The organism is Burkholderia sp. WP42, from assembly GCF_000745665.1.
GTDB lineage: Bacteria > Pseudomonadota > Gammaproteobacteria > Burkholderiales > Burkholderiaceae > Burkholderia > Burkholderia vietnamiensis.
Window position 1 is genome coordinate 86,459 of record NZ_JQJT01000009.1, and the last position, 17,117, is coordinate 103,575.

The 17,117-nt window shown below is 70.3% G+C and carries 16 protein-coding genes; 1 reads left to right on the plus strand and 15 read right to left on the minus strand.

Annotation, left to right across the window (positions count from 1 at the left end):
• Positions 1–68: 68 nt before the first annotated feature.
• A complete protein-coding gene (locus EX20_RS04385) occupies positions 69–1,361 on the minus strand; it encodes an NAD(P)/FAD-dependent oxidoreductase (protein WP_034192753.1) in 1,293 nt (430 codons plus the stop codon).
• Between the two features lie 109 nt (positions 1,362–1,470).
• Between EX20_RS04385 and EX20_RS04390 the strand changes: the two genes are divergently transcribed.
• On the plus strand, positions 1,471–2,190 hold the full coding sequence (locus EX20_RS04390; protein WP_034192754.1) for a class I SAM-dependent methyltransferase: 720 nt from the start codon (positions 1,471–1,473) through the stop codon (positions 2,188–2,190).
• A 46-nt stretch (positions 2,191–2,236) separates the two neighbouring features.
• On the opposite strand, the gene EX20_RS04395 is transcribed toward EX20_RS04390, so the two are convergent.
• The 14 genes from EX20_RS04395 to EX20_RS04460 are packed head-to-tail and all read right to left on the minus strand — an operon-like array spanning position 2,237 to position 17,115.
• Positions 2,237–2,671: an excinuclease ABC subunit A gene (locus EX20_RS04395; protein ID WP_034192755.1), complete on the minus strand. Its 435-nt coding sequence runs from the start codon at positions 2,669–2,671 to the stop codon at positions 2,237–2,239.
• A gap of 10 nt (positions 2,672–2,681) precedes the next feature.
• The gene (locus tag EX20_RS04400; protein ID WP_011880100.1) at positions 2,682–3,107 is read right to left on the minus strand and encodes a hypothetical protein; all 426 of its coding nucleotides are present in this window, start codon (positions 3,105–3,107) and stop codon (positions 2,682–2,684) included.
• A 32-nt stretch (positions 3,108–3,139) separates the two neighbouring features.
• Entirely contained in the window at positions 3,140–4,363 is a 1,224-nt protein-coding gene (locus EX20_RS04405) for a beta-ketoacyl synthase N-terminal-like domain-containing protein (RefSeq protein ID WP_034192756.1), read from the minus strand.
• Positions 4,360–5,589 carry a beta-ketoacyl-ACP synthase gene (locus EX20_RS04410; RefSeq protein WP_034192757.1) on the minus strand — a complete coding sequence of 410 codons (1,230 nt, stop codon included), beginning with the start codon at positions 5,587–5,589 and terminating at the stop codon, positions 4,360–4,362. Before EX20_RS04410 ends, EX20_RS04405 begins: the two co-directional genes overlap by 4 nt.
• Positions 5,589–6,314 (minus strand): 3-ketoacyl-ACP reductase FabG2, encoded by a 726-nt coding sequence (locus EX20_RS04415; protein WP_034192758.1) that lies wholly within the window; start codon positions 6,312–6,314, stop codon positions 5,589–5,591. The genes EX20_RS04410 and EX20_RS04415 overlap by 1 nt, the downstream gene beginning before the upstream one ends.
• Entirely contained in the window at positions 6,311–6,814 is a 504-nt protein-coding gene (locus tag EX20_RS04420) for a hotdog family protein (RefSeq protein WP_011880096.1), read from the minus strand. Before EX20_RS04420 ends, EX20_RS04415 begins: the two co-directional genes overlap by 4 nt.
• 1 nt (position 6,815) lies before the next feature.
• Positions 6,816–8,003 carry a beta-ketoacyl-[acyl-carrier-protein] synthase family protein gene (locus tag EX20_RS04425; RefSeq protein ID WP_034192759.1) on the minus strand — a complete coding sequence of 396 codons (1,188 nt, stop codon included), beginning with the start codon at positions 8,001–8,003 and terminating at the stop codon, positions 6,816–6,818.
• Positions 8,000–10,408, minus strand: coding sequence for an MMPL family transporter (locus EX20_RS04430; protein ID WP_034192760.1), 2,409 nt, complete (start codon positions 10,406–10,408; stop codon positions 8,000–8,002). Before EX20_RS04430 ends, EX20_RS04425 begins: the two co-directional genes overlap by 4 nt.
• Positions 10,408–11,076 carry an outer membrane lipoprotein carrier protein LolA gene (locus EX20_RS04435; RefSeq protein ID WP_034192761.1) on the minus strand — a complete coding sequence of 223 codons (669 nt, stop codon included), beginning with the start codon at positions 11,074–11,076 and terminating at the stop codon, positions 10,408–10,410. Before EX20_RS04435 ends, EX20_RS04430 begins: the two co-directional genes overlap by 1 nt.
• Positions 11,067–11,495: an acyl-CoA thioesterase gene (locus tag EX20_RS04440; RefSeq protein WP_034192762.1), complete on the minus strand. Its 429-nt coding sequence runs from the start codon at positions 11,493–11,495 to the stop codon at positions 11,067–11,069. Before EX20_RS04440 ends, EX20_RS04435 begins: the two co-directional genes overlap by 10 nt.
• Positions 11,492–13,102 (minus strand): HAL/PAL/TAL family ammonia-lyase, encoded by a 1,611-nt coding sequence (locus EX20_RS04445; protein WP_034192885.1) that lies wholly within the window; start codon positions 13,100–13,102, stop codon positions 11,492–11,494. Before EX20_RS04445 ends, EX20_RS04440 begins: the two co-directional genes overlap by 4 nt.
• Complete coding sequence (locus EX20_RS04450; RefSeq protein ID WP_034192763.1) at positions 13,089–14,795, minus strand: glycosyltransferase family 2 protein; 1,707 nt, start codon at positions 14,793–14,795, stop codon at positions 13,089–13,091. The genes EX20_RS04445 and EX20_RS04450 overlap by 14 nt, the downstream gene beginning before the upstream one ends.
• Positions 14,792–16,483 carry an acyl-CoA synthetase family protein gene (locus tag EX20_RS04455; protein ID WP_034192764.1) on the minus strand — a complete coding sequence of 564 codons (1,692 nt, stop codon included), beginning with the start codon at positions 16,481–16,483 and terminating at the stop codon, positions 14,792–14,794. Before EX20_RS04455 ends, EX20_RS04450 begins: the two co-directional genes overlap by 4 nt.
• Positions 16,480–17,115 carry a COG4648 family protein gene (locus EX20_RS04460; RefSeq protein ID WP_034192765.1) on the minus strand — a complete coding sequence of 212 codons (636 nt, stop codon included), beginning with the start codon at positions 17,113–17,115 and terminating at the stop codon, positions 16,480–16,482. The genes EX20_RS04455 and EX20_RS04460 overlap by 4 nt, the downstream gene beginning before the upstream one ends.
• Positions 17,116–17,117: the final 2 nt, after the last annotated feature.

Consider the following 17,117-nt stretch of genomic DNA (forward strand, 5'->3'; position numbering starts at 1 on the left):
CGCGGGAAGATTGCGACGCTTCGGGGAGCGGAAACGCCGTGCTTGTGCGAGCAGGAACGCCGTCGGATTCAACGGCGTCGCGCCCCGTCCGGCGTCGCCGCTTGAGCGGCGTTGCCGGACGCCCCCGTCGGGCAACACAATTGCGCGAGGATATCGAGGCCGCGCGCCGGCTCCCGAACGAATGGATTCGTCTCGTCCCACGCGTACCCTGCCAGGATCGAGCACACCATGCGCTTCACGTCGGATGCCTTGTCTTCGTGGAACACGATGTCCTGCAGCGCGCCCGAGTACCAGCGCTCGACGAACGCGCGGAACGTGTCGATGCCCTTGCGCAGCGCGACGTCGTAATCGCGTGCCCAGTCGACCGTCTCGCCGCGCAGCTGCCGTTCCAGCGTGGCGACCGCCAGATGGGCCGAGCGCAGCGCGATCGTCACGCCCGACGAGAAGATCGGATCGAGAAACTCGCCCGCGTTGCCGAGCAGCGCATAGCCGTGGCCGTGCAGCGACTCGACGTTCGACGCATAGCCGCAGATGCGGCGCACCGGCATCACGAACGGCTTGCGGCCGACCAGCCGAGACAAGGTCGGCTCGGTCTGCAGCAATTCGCGCAGCAGCGCTTCCTGTTCCGCTTCCGGCACGTCGAGGAACGCCGCATCGGCCACGCAGCCGACCGACGAGCGCCCGTTGGTCAGCGGAATCATCCAGAACCAGACGTCGCGCCGCTCGGGATGCACGGCGATGCAGATCTTGTCGCGATCGGTGGAGCCGGCCGGCAAACGATCTTCGACATGCGAAAAGATCGCCGCCCGCGTCGGCAGGCCGGTGGGCGCTTCGAGCCCCAGCAGCCGCGGCAGCACGCGGCCGAAGCCGCTCGCGTCGAGCACGAACGACGCTTGAACGGAATATTCGTGGCCGGCCTCGTCGACCACGTCGAGCCGCGGCGTATCGCCGGCGTGAAACGCACGCACGGTATGACCGAATCGCACCTGCGCGCCCTGCTTCTCCGCGCAGCGGATCAGCAGATCGTCGAAGGCGGCGCGTTCGACCTGATAGGCCGTGCCCCAGCCGTCGGAGAACTTGTCGCGGAAATCGAACGACGACATCCGGTCGCGATGAACGAAATACGCGCCGTTCTTGAACTGGAAGCCGGCCTCGACGACGGCCTGCAGCATGCCGGCCTCTTCGAGATACCGCATGCTCTGCGGCAACAGGCTCTCGCCGATCGAGAAGCGCGGAAAATGCTGGCGCTCGAGCACGAGCACCGAGCGGCCCGCATTGCGCAGCAGCGCGGCGGCGACGGCGCCGGACGGCCCGGCGCCGATGATGGCGACGTCGACCGAATTCGATTTCATTTCGTTCATGCTTGCCCGTTCATTTCGATTGATTGGGTATCTTACGTTTCTCACGCCGCAACATGGCGTTGCAAACTACAATGGGCGCCAAACAAATCCCGGATTCCGACCAAGGCCCATGACGTCCCACCGCACGCACGCTCCCGCCTATGTTCCCGAAACCCGCTTCGGCGTCTGGTTTCTGCGCACGCACACCTGGGAGCATCACGTGCTCAGGGTGGCGATCGCCGACCTGAAGCGGCTCCTCGCCGCGCCGCTGCCGGCCGCGCCGGTGCTCCTCGATGCGGGCTGCGGCCAGGGCAAGTCGTTCCGGCTGCTGAGCGAGGCGTTCGCGCCCGGCAAGATCATCGGGGTCGACTGCCACGACGAATCGCTCGCGCAAGCGACGCAACAAGCCGGCCGCTGCGCCACGCCGGTCGAGCTGCATCGGGCCGACTGCACGCAGATTCCGCTGGCCGATTCGAGCGTCGACGTCGTGTTCTGCCACCAGACCTTTCACCACCTCGTTCATCAGGACGAGGCACTGGCCGAGTTTCGCCGCGTACTGAAACCGGGCGGCGTGCTGCTGTTCGCCGAATCGACCGACGCGTACATCAAGTCGTGGGTGATCCGGCTGCTGTTCCGCCATCCGATGCAGGTTCAGAAAAGCGCCGACGGCTACCTCGCGATGCTGCGCGATGCCGGCTTCGCCTTCGACGCCCGCAACGTGTCGTTCCCGTACCTGTGGTGGAGCCGCGCGAAAGACTTCGGCCTGCTCGAGCGCATCGGCCTGTACACGCCGAAGCCCGGCAAGCGTCGCGAGACGCTCGTCAACGTCGCCGCACGCAAGCCTGCCTGAGCCCGACGAGGCCGCCTCGCGGCGGCCCGTCGCGGACGCCCGCGCGTTACCGCTTCAACGTCACGACTTCGCCCGTCAGCGCCACGCCGGCCACGAATGCGCCGGCGCCGCAGGTGTACGCGCTCGTGCTCGAGTGCAACACGTTCCGATAGTTGCTGTTGATGCCGATCACGGCATTGCCGCCTTCCTGCTTGGCGCGCGCCTGAAGCTCGATCACGGCCGACAGGAACACGTGCTGGCACGCGGCCTCGTCGCTCTTGCCGAACGCGTTGGTCTTCTTGTTGGTCGCGAACGTCCCGTACGACTTGAGCACGCGCGGATGCGGCCGATCGCCGAAATACAGCGCGACGCTGTCGTCGACCTTGCCCGGCTCGCTCGTCAGTGCGCTGTCGATCGGATAGGTGTCGATCGTGTCGCGCGCGTAGGCGGCCGGGGCAGCAAACGACGCGGCGAGCAACGCCAGTGCGATGCGATGTTTCATCGGTACTCCGTTATCGGACGTTCAGTTTCACGACATCGCCCGACACGGCGATCGCGCCCGCGCTGGGGCTCACGCCGCACGTATAGCCGGTGGTCGAATTCGACTGGTTCTCGTGAAAGCGCGTCGTCACGTTGATGACCGCGTCGCCGCCATGATTCTTCGCATAGGTGCGAAGGCGGTTCAATGCCTCGGCGAGCGCCAGCTCGCACGTCGGCTGCTCGTTCAGCGTGCCGCGCTGCACGCGCACGGACGCCGAATGCGGGCCGATGACGGCCTTCACGTCCGGATGCGGCTGTGCACCGAAGTAGACCGCGACGCCGCTGCTGTCCGCCGCCGTCGCCGCTGCCGGCAAAGGCAGCGAACGCACCACCGTGCCGCACCCCGTCAGCAACGCGGCCGCGGCCAGCATGCCGGCCAGAAGTCCTGCTTGTTTCATGGTTATCGCCCTCTCAGCTCATCAGGTTCAGATCAATCGCCCTTCCAGGCGTCCAACAACACACTCGTACAACTGCCGCCGAAGCCGAACGAAACCGACAGCGCGCGGCCGATCGTCGCGTCGCGCGCGTCGCGCACGAGCGGCATGCCGGCGATAGCGGGATCGGGTCGGCCGGCGACAGCCGTTCCCGCGACGAAACCGTCGCGCATCATCAGCATCGTGTAGATCGCTTCATGTGCGCCGCTCGCGCCGAGCGGATGGCCCGTCATTCCTTTCGTCGACGAGAACGCCGGTACGTCGGCGCCGAACACGTCGCGCAGCGCCTGCAACTCCTCGACGTCGCCGGGCTGGGTCGACGGCGCGTGCGTATTGACGTAGTCGGGGCGCCGTCCGCCGCCGGCTTCGACCGCATCGCGCATCGCGCGGGCGATGCCGCGCGCATGCGGCGTCGCCATGCCGGCGTTGTCCGTGCATTGCCCGAACCCGCTCACCTCCGCATAAATCCGCGCGCCGCGCGAGCGCGCATGGTCGAGCGATTCGAGCACGAGCAGGCCCGCGCCCGACGCGATCACGAAGCCGTCGCGGTCGAGCGCATACGGGCGCGACGCGCTGTCCGGCGTGTCGTTGAAACCGCTCGACAGCACGCCCATCGCGTCGAACATCAACGTCATGTTGTCGTGCAGCGCGTCGCTGCCGCCGGCGAGTACGATGTCCTGGCAGCCGTGGCGGATCAATTGCGTCGCGTGGCCGATCGCGAGCGCGCCGCTCGTGCACGCGGACGACGGCGAGTACGACACGCCCTCGATGCCGTACAGCTGCGCCACGCATGCCGACGCCGTGCTGCTCATCGCTCTCGGCACGACGTAGGGCGGCGTCCTGTCGATGCCGCGCTGCTGCGCGACGGCCATCGCGTGGTCGTAATCGGCAATCGATCCGATGCCGGAGCCGACGATCGCGCCCACGCGCGGCGAGCGCAGCTCGGCCGGGTCGAGGCCCGCATCGTCCAGCGCGGCCGCGGCCGCATGCGCGGCAAAGCGCGCCGTGTCGCCCATGAAGCGTTCGTGCTTGCGCGCGAAGCGCGCCGCCGCGGCGACGGACGCCACGCCCGCGACCTGGCTGCGAAACCCGCGGTCGCGCCACGCCGGCACCTGCGTCACGCCCGAGCGGCCGGCGCGCAGCGCGGCCGACACGGCATCGAGCGAATTGCCGAGGCACGACACGATGCCGAGCCCCGTGACGACGACGCGCGTCGTCACGGCGCCATCCGCCGGAAGATCAACGACGTGTTGATCCCGCCGAACGCGAAGTTGTTGCTCATCACGAATTCCGCATCGATCGGGCGAGCGTCGCCGACGATGTAGTCGAGCGACGCGCAAGCCGGGTCGACCGTCTCGAGATTGAGCGTGGGCACATACCAGTTGCGCTTCATCATCTCGATCGTCCACCACGCCTCGAGCGCGCCGCACGCGCCGAGCGTGTGGCCGACATAGCTCTTCAGCGAACTGATCGGCATGCGCTCGCCGAACACCGACGCCGTCGCATGGCTCTCGGCCACGTCGCCCCGGTCGGTCGACGTGCCGTGCGCGTTGACGTAGCCGATCGCGCCGGCGTCGAGCCCCGCATCGCCGAGTGCGAGCCGCATCGCGATCGCCATCGTGTCGGCGGTCGGCTGCGTGATGTGCGCGCCGTCGGAATTGCAGCCGAACCCGACGATCTCGGCGTGGATCGTCGCGCCGCGCGCCTTCGCGTGTTCGTATTCCTCGAGCACCAGCGTCGCCGCGCCTTCGCCGACCACCAGGCCGTCGCGAGCCGCATCGAACGGACGCGGCGTCAGGTCGGGCGTATCGTTGCGCGTGCTGGTCGCGTACAGCGTATCGAACACCGCCACCGCGGGGCCCGACAGTTCTTCCGCGCCGCCCGCGAGCATCAGCGCCTGCTTGCCCGTCGCGATCGCTTCGTACGCGTAGCCGATCGCCTGGCTGCCCGACGCGCACGCGGACGAGGTCGGCACGATGCGCCCTTTCAGATCCCAGAACAGGCTGACGTTGACCGCGGTCGTATGCGGCATCATCTGCACGTAGCTGTTCGACGTGACGTCGCGCATCGAGCCCGTTTCGATCATCGTGCCGAACGCGCGGATCGGCTCGACCGAGCCCGACGACGACCCGTACGCGACGCCCATCCGGCCGTCGCGGATCGTCGGATCGTCGGTCAGCCGCGCATCGGCAAGCGCCAGTTCGCTCGCGCGCACCGCATACATCGACACCGGCCCCATCGAGCGCGTCTTCTTGCGCGGATAGGACTTCGGCAATTCGAACGCCGGCAACGGACACGCGAGCCGCGTATGCAGCGCTTCGTAGCAATCCCATTCCGGCATGCGCCGCACCGCATTGCGCCGCTCGCGCAGGCGCGCGTCGATCTCGTGCCAGTGCTGGCCGAAGGCGGTCACGCCGCCCATCCCCGTCACGACCACTCGCTTCATCACACCATCCCGCCGTTGACGCCGATCACTTGCCGGGTGACGTAGCTCGCCGCATCCGACATCAGGAAGCCCACCACCGCCGCGACTTCGTCGGGCTGACCGACGCGGCCCATCGGCACCGTCTTCAGGGCGTGCTCGAGCGGCACCTCGCCCAGCATGCCGGTATCCACCAGGCCGGGCGCGACGCAGTTGACCGTGATCCTGCGCGATGCCAGCTCGACGGCCAGCGCCTTGGTCGCGCCGATCAGGCCGGCCTTCGCGGCGCTGTAATTGACCTGGCCGCGATTGCCCATCACGCCCGACACGGACGCGATCGTCACGATGCGCCCGCCGCCGCGCAGGCGCACCATCGGCATGGTCAGCGGATGAACGACGTTGTAGAACCCGTCGAGGCCGGTTTCGATCACGATGTCCCAGTCCTCTTCGGACAGCGCGGGAAACGCGCCGTCGCGCGTCACGCCCGCGTTGCAGACGATGCCGTAGTACGCGCCGTTCGCCGCGACGTCGGCTTCCAGCGCGCGCCGGCATTCCGCGCGATCGCGCACGTCGAACTGCAGCACGCTCGCCGCGCCGCCCTGCGCGCGAATCGTCTCGGCGACGGCCTCCGCGTCCGCGCGCCCGCTGCGGCAATGAACCGTCACGGCGAAACCGTCGGACGCCACGCGCATTGCCACGGCGCGGCCGATGCCGCGGCTCGCGCCTGTCACGAGAACTCGCCGAGTCATGAATTGAAGCTCCCTTCGATGAAAGATTGAAAGTCCTGCGGTTGGTACACCTTGACGACCGCTTCCGCGTAACAGCCGCCGTCGGCATGGATCGCGCAGTCGTACGCGCCGTGCCCTTCGTCGCCGCGCAGCAGTTCGCGCGCGACGATGCGCAGCACCGTATCCGCGCCGAACGCCGGGCGATGCGCGACATAGCGGTTCGCGCCGAGCAGCACGCCGGGCTTCGCGCGGCCGCCCGCATGGGCGGCGAGTAGGCCGACGTGCGCGGCGATCGCCTGCGCCATCAGCTCGATGCCGATCCATGCCGGCATCGCGCCGTTGCCGTCCGCATACCACGCGTCGCGGCGCACGGTCGCGCGCACTTCGATGCCGGTTTCCGAGCAGCGCTCGATCGCATCGAGCAGCAGCATCGTGCCGCGATGCGGCAACACCTCCGGTACGTCGCAGACCGCGATGTCCGCGCCCGCGTGCAGCGCATCGGTCAATGGTCCGGCATCCATGTCAGGCCCCCAGAATCAGGCTGGCATTGCTGCCGCCGAATGCAAACGAATTGCTCATCACGTAGCGTCCCGCTGCGTCGCCGGCCAGCCGCCGTTCGTCGCGCACGAGGTCGAGCGCCGGCAGCGCCGGGTCGTGCTCGCCGTCCCACACGTGGGCCGGCAGCGCGATCCGGCGCGCCAGCGTCAGCCAGCCGAAGCCGAGCTCGGTCGCGCCCGCCGCACCGAGCATGTGGCCGGTCAGCGGCTTGGTGCCGCTCGCCGGCACGCCGTGCGGAAACACCCGGGCGGTGACGTTGGCTTCCATTTCGTCGTTCAGGCGCGTCGCCGTCGCGTGCAGATTCACGTAGCCGATCGCGGATGCCGCCACGCCGGCGTCCGCGAGCGCCGCGCGCAGCGCGTCTTGCGCACCGTGGCCGGCCGGGTCGGGCGCCGAGATGTGGTGCGCATCGCTCGACTCGCCGACGCCGGCCAGCCGGATCGCCGCTTCGTCGCGGCTCATCACGAACAGCGCGGCGCCTTCGCCGATGTTGATGCCGTTGCGGTTGCGGCTCATCGGATTGGCGCGGCCGGGGCTGACCGATTCCAGCGACGCGAAGCCCTGCAGCGTCAGCTCGCACAGCGAATCGGCGCCGCCGACGATCACCGCGTCGCAGATCTTCAGCTGCAGCAGGCGGCGCGCGGCCGCAAATGCCTTCGCGCTCGACGTGCAGGCCGTCGACAGCGTGTACGCCGGCCCGGTCACGCCGAGCACCGCGCGCACGAACGGCGCGGCCGTGCCGATCTCCATCTGCCGGTAATCGAAGCCGGCGGGCATCGCGCCGGTCGCGGCACGTCGTGCGAGCGCGTGTTCCGCCGCGTCGACGCCGGACGTGCTGGTGCCGATCACGACGCCGATCCGGCGCGGGCCGTAACGCGCGAGCGCCGCGTCGACCAGCGGATGGATCTGCGCGAGCGCCGCGAGCAACAGCCGATTGTTCCGGCAGTCGAAGTGCGCGAGCGCGGCCGGCGGCGCGCATTCGAGCGGCGCGGTCACGCGCCCGACCCAGCCGCCGGCCGGCGCATCGGCGCGCGGCGCCATCCCGGGCGCGACCCCGCGGCCCAGGGCGTCGACGATCGCGTCGGTCGTGGCGCCGAGCGCGTTGATCATGCCGGGCGCCGACAGGTAGACGGTCGTTCGAGTCGAATTCATGCGCGGCGCTCCTGGCCGGATGGCGTGGCGAGCGGTGCGAACAGCACCGAAAAGACGATGCCCAGCGCGAGCGTCGTGCCGAAGCTGCGCAGCGCGGGCATCGCGCTCGCGCCGAGCATGCCGAACGACAGCAGCGTCGTGGCCGCCGACAGCAGCACGCCGCTCCATACGGCGCCCAGGCCGGCCGCGTCGCGCATGCAGCCTTCGCGCAGGAACACCGCGTAGTTCGCGCCCACGCCGAGCACCAGCATCAGCGCGAGCCAGTTGAACAGCGTGAGCGGCACGCGCGCATAGCCGAACGCGGCGAGCGTCAACGCAATCGCGAACACGACCGGCAACGTCGTCGCGATGCCGCCGCGCACGCCGTAGCGCCACATCAGCAGCGCGGCGACCACGACGAGCGCACCGGCCAGCCACAGGCCGCTGTCGACGCGATACGCGCCGAACAGGCTCGACACGCTCGCGGCCTTGTCGACCCACGACACGCCCGGCAACGTGCGCGCGACGGCCGCGAACGTCGCGACGTTCGCCGCATCGACGCGCTCGGGAATCGCGAGCGCCGCGCTGACCGGGCCGGCGCCGCCGTCGATTCGACCGAGCCACAGATGCCGGAACGGCGCCGACCAGCGCGCCGCGAGCCAGCTGTCGACCGACAGCGTCGCCGCGGCGTCGGCGGAGAACGCGCGCAGCCACGCGTCGGCGACCTCGTCGCGAAAGCCCGCGTGCGCGAGCGTCGCGCGCAACGCGGCCCTGTCGGCGAATACCTGCGTGGCGAGCACCGCACGGTCGCGCGCCTGCCGCTGCGCCGACGGCACGAACGTCGCGATCGACTGCACGCGGCCGAGCCGCTGCGCATCGAGCGCGCCGATCAGCGCCTCCGATCGCTCGAGCACCTGTTCGTCGGACGCGCCCTGAACGACGAAGAATTGGGCGGTGTTCGCGAGGCCCACCGCCGCACGAATGCTGCTTTCCTGCCGCGCGAGGTCCGCGTCGCGCTGAATCAGCAGATGAACGTCGTCGTCGCTTTTCAACAGCGCCCAGCCCGGGATGGCGACCAGCGCCACCAGCACGGCGACGGCCACCGCGCGCCGGCCGGCCAGCAGCGACTGCCAGCCGCGCAGCAAGCGGGCCGCGTTCGCGAACACGCGCGCCGGCACGCGCCGCGGCGGCCGTGTCAGCATCAGCGGCAGGAAGCCGGTCACCGCGGCGAACGCGCAGGCGATGCCGACGATCGCGAAGCACGCGATCTGCTTGAGCGCCGGGAACGGCACCCACATCAGGATCGCGTAGCCGAGCAGACTGGTCGCGAGCGCGACCGCGAGCGCCGGCCTCACCGCCGCCGCGCCGCGGCGCGCATCCCATTGCGGCCCCGCCGACAGATACGCGACGAAATACTGGATCGAATAATCGACGGCCTCGCCGATCAGGCTCACGCCGAACACCAGCGTCAGCAGGTGCAGCTTGCCGAACACGAGCAGCGTCGCCGCGAGCGCGCAGACGATGCCGAACGCGGTCGACGCAAACGCGAGCACCAGCAGGCGCGGCGAACGGAACACGCTCATCAGCAGCAGCGCGATGCCGGCCAGCGATACCGCGCCGATCACGTGCACGTCGCGCTCGGCGCTCGCGCGCGCCGCTTGCGCGTAGAACACGGCGCCGGCGCGGTCGACGCGAACGCCGGCGAAGTCGGCCACGAGCGCACGTTGCGCATCGTCCGTCGCGACGCGTACCGCGTGCTGCACCGTCGATTCATAGGCCGACCCCGGCAGCGAGGTCATCACGAGCACGCCGGTCGCGCCGTCGCGATGCGACACCAGCATGCCGTCTTCCATCGACAGATCCGACGCCGCCAGCGGCAGCGCGCCGAGCCAGTGCTGCAGCCAGCCGAACGGATCGTCGGCCACGGGCGTCTGCAGGCCGTCGGCCGGCGGCGCATAGAGGCGCCGGGTCAGTTGCTCGCCGAGCGCGGGGTCGCCGCGCTCCAGCGACCGGCGATCGGCATCAGTCAGCAAGCCGAAGCGCGCGGGCATGTAGGTGGCCGCGATCTGCGACAGGTCGAACGGCGGCACCTCGACGGTCACCGAACGAAATGCGCCGCTCGCGGCGAGCCGCGCGCCGAAGCGTTTCGCGGCGGCCTTCGCGCGGGCCGCGTCACGGTCGCTGACGAGGAACACGGTGCGGTTGCCGAGCGCATCGCCGAGCAGATCGACCGCGCGTTCCGCGACCGGGTTCGCCTCGGTCGCCGGCAGCAGCGCGAGCAGGTTCGTCTGCAGCGGCGACGGGCCGCTGAAGCGCCACAGGATGATCGCCGCGGCAGCCAGCGTGACGAGCAGCCACGCGCCGCACAGCATGCGCCGTCGCGCGCGTGCAGGTGCGCCGCCGCTCACGTCGCGCGCCGTGCTCATCAGCGCGCCTCCAGCCATGCGCGCTCGGCCGGCGCCGGTGCGTCGACCGGCGTCGGCCGAGCAAACTCCAGCGCGCTCGCGTTGCCGTTCGCGAAGGTCATGTCGAGCCGGCCCAGATACGCGCCGCCGCTCATTTCGAGCACGCGCACCGCCTGCGCGAGCTGCGGCTGGTTCGGCCGCAACACCATCCGCCATCGTTCGGGCGTGCCGCTCGCTTCGACGTCGAACTGCGCGTACAGCGCGGACAGGTCGCCGCCGAGCATGTCGCGCATCATCCGCGACACCTCCGCGACGCCGCGGCCACCGCCGCCGGCTGCGACGAGGCGTCCGTCCGCGCCGACCTCGCGCACGCCGCCGTCGGTGATCACGTAAGTCGCCCGGTACGGCGTCTCGATCCGCCACACGACGCCGGCCCGGCGATCGAACAACATCGAGCCGGTGCTGACGAGCGGCTGCTTCATCGCCGACAGCGTCTGGGTCTGCCGAAACTCCGCGCGGATCGCGCCGACCCGCGCAAGCCGCGCGGCGATGTTCGACACGAGCGCGGCATTCGCGGATTGCGCCGCCGCGCCCGACGCCGGCGCGGCTACGGCTGCGCCGCCGGCCAGCGTCAGGCATGCGGCCGCGAACATCGTCACGAGCCGTCCGTTACGCAGCATCAGGCCCATTGCGCACGCACCCGTTCGATCAAGGCCGGCGGCGACACGAACTGCAGTTCGCGCGTCGTCGCGTCGATGGCCAGTTGCACCGTATACCCCTTCGTCAAACGCTCGCCGGTCGCGGCGTCGACGATCTCGTAACCGATCTTCAGCCGGTTCTCGAATTCGAGCAGCGTCGCGCGCACGTCGAGCTGCTGGCCGTACAGGGCCGGACGCACGTACTTGAGGTGCGCCTCGACCACCGGCCACATGTAGCCGGACGCCAGCATCGTCGGATAGTCGTAGTCGATCATGCGCAGCAGTGCCGCGCGGCTGCTTTCGAAATACTTGAGGTAGTGGCCGTGCCAGCAGACGTTCATCGCATCGACGTCGTGAAACAGCACTTCGACGCGTGCCGTCGCGGTCAGCGCCGGACGAGCTTCGTTCATGCCGCCTCCTCCTGCCCGATGCCGTCGCGCGATGCGCCGATCGGTTCGCATGCGGCGAGCCGTGCGCACAGCGCACGCAGTTCCGCTTCGAGCGGCCGGTCCTCGACCACGAGCGGCGATTGCCGGCCCATGTCGTCGACGAACGCGCGCAGCGCCGGCGTCAGCTGCGCGTGCGGATCGTCACGCAGCCGCAAGCGCACGGCCTGCACGGTCGCGAGCACGTGCGCGGCGGCGACCTGCTCGGTGAGCGCCAGCACGCGCAGGCAATCTCGTGCGGCGATGGTGCCCATGCTGACCTTGTCCTGATTGTGCGATTCCGTCGAACGCGAGAACACGCTCGCCGGCATCGTGTGCTTCAGCGCTTCGGCCGTCCATGCGGAAGACGAAATCTGCACGGCCTTGAACCCGTGGTTGATCGCCGCACGCTCGGGCGCGGCGCCGCTCAGGTTGCGCGGCAGGCCGTTGCTGAACTTGTCGTCGACCAGCAGCGCGAGCTGGCGGTCCATCAGGTCCGCCAGATTGGCCACCGCGGTCTTGAGCGCGTCCATCGCGAACGCGATGTGCCCGCCGTAGAAATTGCCGCCGTGCAGCACGCAGCCTTCGTCCGGGTCGATCAGCGGGTTGTCGTTCGCGCTGTTCAGTTCGTTCTCGATATCGCGGCGCATCCACGACAATGCGTCGCGTGCGACGCCGATCACGTGCGGCGCGCACCGGACCGAATAGCGGTCCTGCAGCCGGCGGCCCGGCAATTCGTCGCGCCCGGCCAGATCGGCGCGAATCCACGCCGCCGCCTCCGCCTGCCCCGCGTGCGGCTTCGCGTCGAACAGCCGCGCGTCGAAGTGTCCGGCGCGGCCGTCGAGCGCGATGGTCGTCAACGCGGTCAGACGCGCCGCCATGCGCGTCAGGTGGTCGGCGCGCGCAAACGCGAGACACGCGAGGCCCGTCATCACGGCCGTGCCGTTCATCAGCGCGAGCCCCTCCTTCGGCGCGAGCGTCAGCGGCGTGCGATCGATCGCGCGCCACGCGTCGCGCGCGTCGCACTCGCCGCCGGCGAACCCGACGCTACGCTCGCCGACCAGCGCCGCGGCGACGTACGACAGCGGCGTCAGATCGCCGCTCGCGCCGACCGAACCTTCCGACGGAATGCGCGGCAGGATGCGGTGATTCACCATGTCGGCCAGCCGTTCGAGCAACGTGAAGCGCACGCCCGAGTAGCCGAACGCGAGCGAGTTCAGGCGCGCGACGACGATCGACAGCGTTTGGGTCGCGTCGAACCAGTCGCCCATTCCGCAGCCGTGATAGCGCGTCAGCTGCAGCGGCAGCGCTTCGACGAGCGACGGCGGCACGTCGACGACGCACGCGTCGCCATATCCGGTCGTGACGCCGTACACGGTGCCGCCGTTCGCGAGGTGGTCGCGCAGCCACGCCGCGCCGCGCTCGATCCTCGCGCGCCAGGCGGGCGCCGCGTTCAGTGCGAGCGGCGCGCCGTCGCGCGCGATCGCGACGACGTCCTCGATCGTCAGATGCCGTGCGCCGACCACGACGGCCGCCCGGCCCGCTGCCGCCGCGGCGCTTGCCGCGACGTCGCTCATCTCATGCTCGGCCACGCGGACCTCCATCGGGCCGCGCCCAGAAATCGAAGAAGTTGAACCATTGGTAGGGCGCCTTGCGGCAATAGTGTTCGAGCCGTGCGGCATAGCGCTGCGCCCATGCCGCGACGTGCGCGGCGCGCTCGCGGCGCGGCAGTTCGATGCGCTCGGCGAACGGCTCGAAATAGAGCCGATAGCCGCGCGCCTCCTTCAGGCAGAAGAACAGATAGACCGGGCAGCCGAGCGCATGCGCGAGCACGTACGGGCCCTGCGCGAACGCGGCCGTCGCGTCGAGAAAACGAGCGTCGACCGTTTTGCCCGAATCGTTCGGCGGCACGCGATCGCCGACGATCACGAGCAGCTCGCCCGCGTCGATGCGCGACTGCATCATCATCGCCGTGTCCGGCCCGAAGTCCGACACTTCGACGAGGTGCTTGCCGTAGTCGCGGTTCGCGCCGGCGAGCACGCCCGTGAAGCGCTTCGCATGCTCGGTGTAGACGATCGCGGTCACCTTCGTGTGGGCGTCGCGCAACGCGAGCGCGCGCGTCATCTCCAGGTTGCCGAGATGCGCGCCGATCACGAGCGCGCCGCGGCCGCTCGCCGCGAGCGCATCGAACGCGGACGAATCGTCGAAACGCACGTCGAGTTCGTCGAGCCGCCCGGACCACGCGACGAACTTGTCGAAGCCGGCCTGCGCGAACGCCAGCATATGCCGGTACGCGCTGCGCCATCCGGGCTGCGGCACGGCCGCGGCCTTGGCATCGCGCAGGCGGGCGATATAGGTATGCGATGCCGCGCGTGCGGTGCGATTCGTCAGCACGAAATAGCCGACGATCGGATGCAGCCAGCACGACGTGAAGCGCTTGCCGAACCAGCGGCAGCTGAGCGCCAGCAGGGCCATGCCGAGCCGGCTGCCGCGCTCCGGCGTGCGCCACCATGCGCGTGCGCGCGCCGTCGGCGCGGCGCCGCGCCGCCCGACGAGCCGGCGTGCGACGAGCAGCGGCGCGCGCATGAGCATGCCGGCCACGAGCCGCGTATGGCTCGCGCTGATGCGCACGTTGTCGCGCCAGACGTCGAAATGCGAGACGCCGTCGGCCGGGTAGATCACGCGCGTCTCGATCGTCCTGAACGCGAGCCCGCGCCAGTGCAGACGCACCAGGATTTCGCTGTCGAACGCCATGCGCGTCGGCAGCGGCACCGCGTCGATCAGCTCGCAGACCGCGTCGACCGGATAGAGCCGAAAGCCGCACATCGCATCGGGAATGTCGAGCGACAGCGTTTCGATCCATACCCACGCGTGGGTCAGATAGCGGCCGTACAGGCGCGCCTTCGGCACGCTGTCGTCGAAGCGCGGCCGGCCGAGTATCACCGCGTCCGGCTCGGCCTGCGCGGCCGCCACGAACTTCGGCACGTCGGCTGCCTCGTGCTGGCCGTCGGCGTCGATCTGAATCGCGTGCCGATAGCCGCGCGCGCGCGCCGCGCGCAATCCTTCCATCACGGCGGCGCCTTTGCCGCGGTTGGCGGGCAGCCGCAGCAGCGTCATCGTGCCGGCGTAGCGCGCGGCCAGCGCGGTCAGCACCTGTTGCGTCGGCACGTCGCTGCCGTCGTCGACCACCAGAATCGGCAGGCCGTGCACGGCGAGCCGCGCCAGCGTGCCGCCGATCGCGTCGCGATGGTTGTAGATCGGAACGACGATGCAGGTGCCGCTCATTGCGCCGCCGCCTCGTAGACGAGCACGCCCGACGTGCATTCGCGCTCGCCGCGGCGAAACGCGAAGCGTGCGCGGCCGCGCGCCGCGTCATGCGCGATGCGCAGCGTCAGCACCGCGCCGGGCGGCACCGGCGCCTTGAATTTCAGATGCTCGACGCAACGCAGCTCGCGCACGGCCGGCAGCTCGCGCGCGGCCAGACGCGCCGCCCAGTCGATTTGCACGACGCCGGGCAGGATCGGCAGCCCCGGAAAATGTCCGTCGAAATGCGCGAGCGTGGGCGGCACGCGCAGTTCGTAATGCAACGCGTCGTCGCCGCGCCAGGACGCGAGCAGTTCGAAACCTTCCGGCGTGGCCGTGAAGGCGGCCGCGAGCGCGGCGGCCGGCAATTTGCCGCGCGCGTCGAACGGCATCGCGTGCAGGAAGCGCCAGTAGCGCGGCAACGCGGCCGCGTCGAAATAGTCGCCGAGCGCATGCCGCAGCGCGGTCGCCACGGCGACCCGTCCGTCGGCGGCCAGCGCGTCGCGCCCGGCCGCGGACAATACCGCGACGACGCCGACGTGCGCGCGCGTCGCGCCGTCGACCACCACGGCCGCCGCCTGCGCGACGTAGGCGTGCGCGAGCAGCCGCGCCTCGAGTTCCGGCAGCGACACGCGCTTGCCGTCGAGCTTGACGATGCGATCGCGCCGCCCCGCGAGCACGAAGCGGCCGGACGCATCGAACTGCGCGGTGTCGTCGGTGCGGTGCCAGCGATCGTCGCCGAGATGCGCGGAGCGCACGCACAGCGCGCCGTCGTCGTCGCAGCGCACGCCGATGCCCGCGAACGGCTGCCATGCGGGCGAAACGTCCTGACGCCGCCATGCGATGCCGCCCGTTTCGGTGCTGCCGAAGATTTCGAGCGGCGCCGCGCCGAACGCATTCGCATACGCGGCTGCCGCATCGGCCGGCAACGGGCCGCCCGACGAGAAGAACGCGCGAGGCGCAGGCGTCTGCATCGGGAAGCCCGGCAGCGCCGGCCAGCGCGCCAGTTGCGCCGGCGTGGAGACGACGATGCCGCCGCCGTATGCGGCGAGCCGCTGCTGCAGTTGCAACGGCTCGAGCACGGCGATCCGGTCGAACGCGCGGCCGGCCGCGAGCGGCCACAGGATCCTGAACAGCAATCCGTAGATGTGGTGATGCGGCACGCTCGACAGCGTGACCGCCGCACCGACGCGCTCGGCCCATTCGCGCTGCAGCGTACGCACCTCCGCGTCGAACTGCGCGAGCGACTTGCGCACCGGCTTCGCGCTGCCGCTGCTGCCCGACGTGTAAAGCGTCACCGCGGCGGCGGCGTCGATCGTGCGGGCCGCGGGTGCGGCCTCGCCGCCCGCGGCCGGCGCGCACGCGGCCAGCGCGGGCGCATCGAGCACGAGGTCGTATGCGTGGGCCAGCTCGGCGAGATAACCTGGCGCATTGCTGGCCGGAATCACGGCTTCGGCGCGCGCGGCCGCTACCGCGAACAGCGCGCACGCGAACGCGAACGGATCGTCCGTGCTGATCGCCACGCGCCGCGCGCCGCTCGCCTCCACGCGCCGCGCAATGGCGTCGGCGTGGGCGCGCAGGTCGCCGAGCGTCAGCACCTGCGCGCCGTCGCGACAGACGGCCGCGCCGCTGTCCGCTTCGGCCGCGAGCATCTCGTGCAGCGCGATCATGCGACACCTGCCCGTTTGCGCGCGGCGGCGATGAAGGCCCTGCGCCACAGCCACTCGCCGGCGATCAGCGCACCGATCAGCACGTACGCGACCAGCCCGTTGTAGACCGCCCACGCGGCCGGGCGCCAGTACAGCGCCGTGTAGACGGAGAAGCCGCCGTTTGCGATGAAGAACGCGCACCACACCTGGGTCACGCGGCGCGTGTAGCGGACGATTTCAGGGCTCGGCTCCGGATAGGTGAGCCGCGCGAATTTTTCGATCATGGTCGGACCGTGCCGCAGCGTCGCGCCGAACGCGATCAGCAAGCCGGCGCTCACGCATGCGGGATACAGATGAAGAAGCCGCTCGCTGTCGGTGACGGCGATCGCAACCGACAGTGCGGTCAATGCGCCGGCGACGCACCAGTCGAGCAGCGCGAGGCGTCTGAGCGCGTTTGCGAACGGCCCGTTGCCGACGGTGCGCTGCAGCCACAGCAGCGCAACCAGCAGGCAACCGACGTAACGCGGCGACATGCTCTGCCACGCGAACAGGATGACGAGCGGATAGGCGAGTGCCAGCACCGCCCGGCCCGCGACGGCCAGCCGCCGCGAACCGCGCGTGCCGGTGGTCGCGCGCATGCCCGTCACCGCCATCG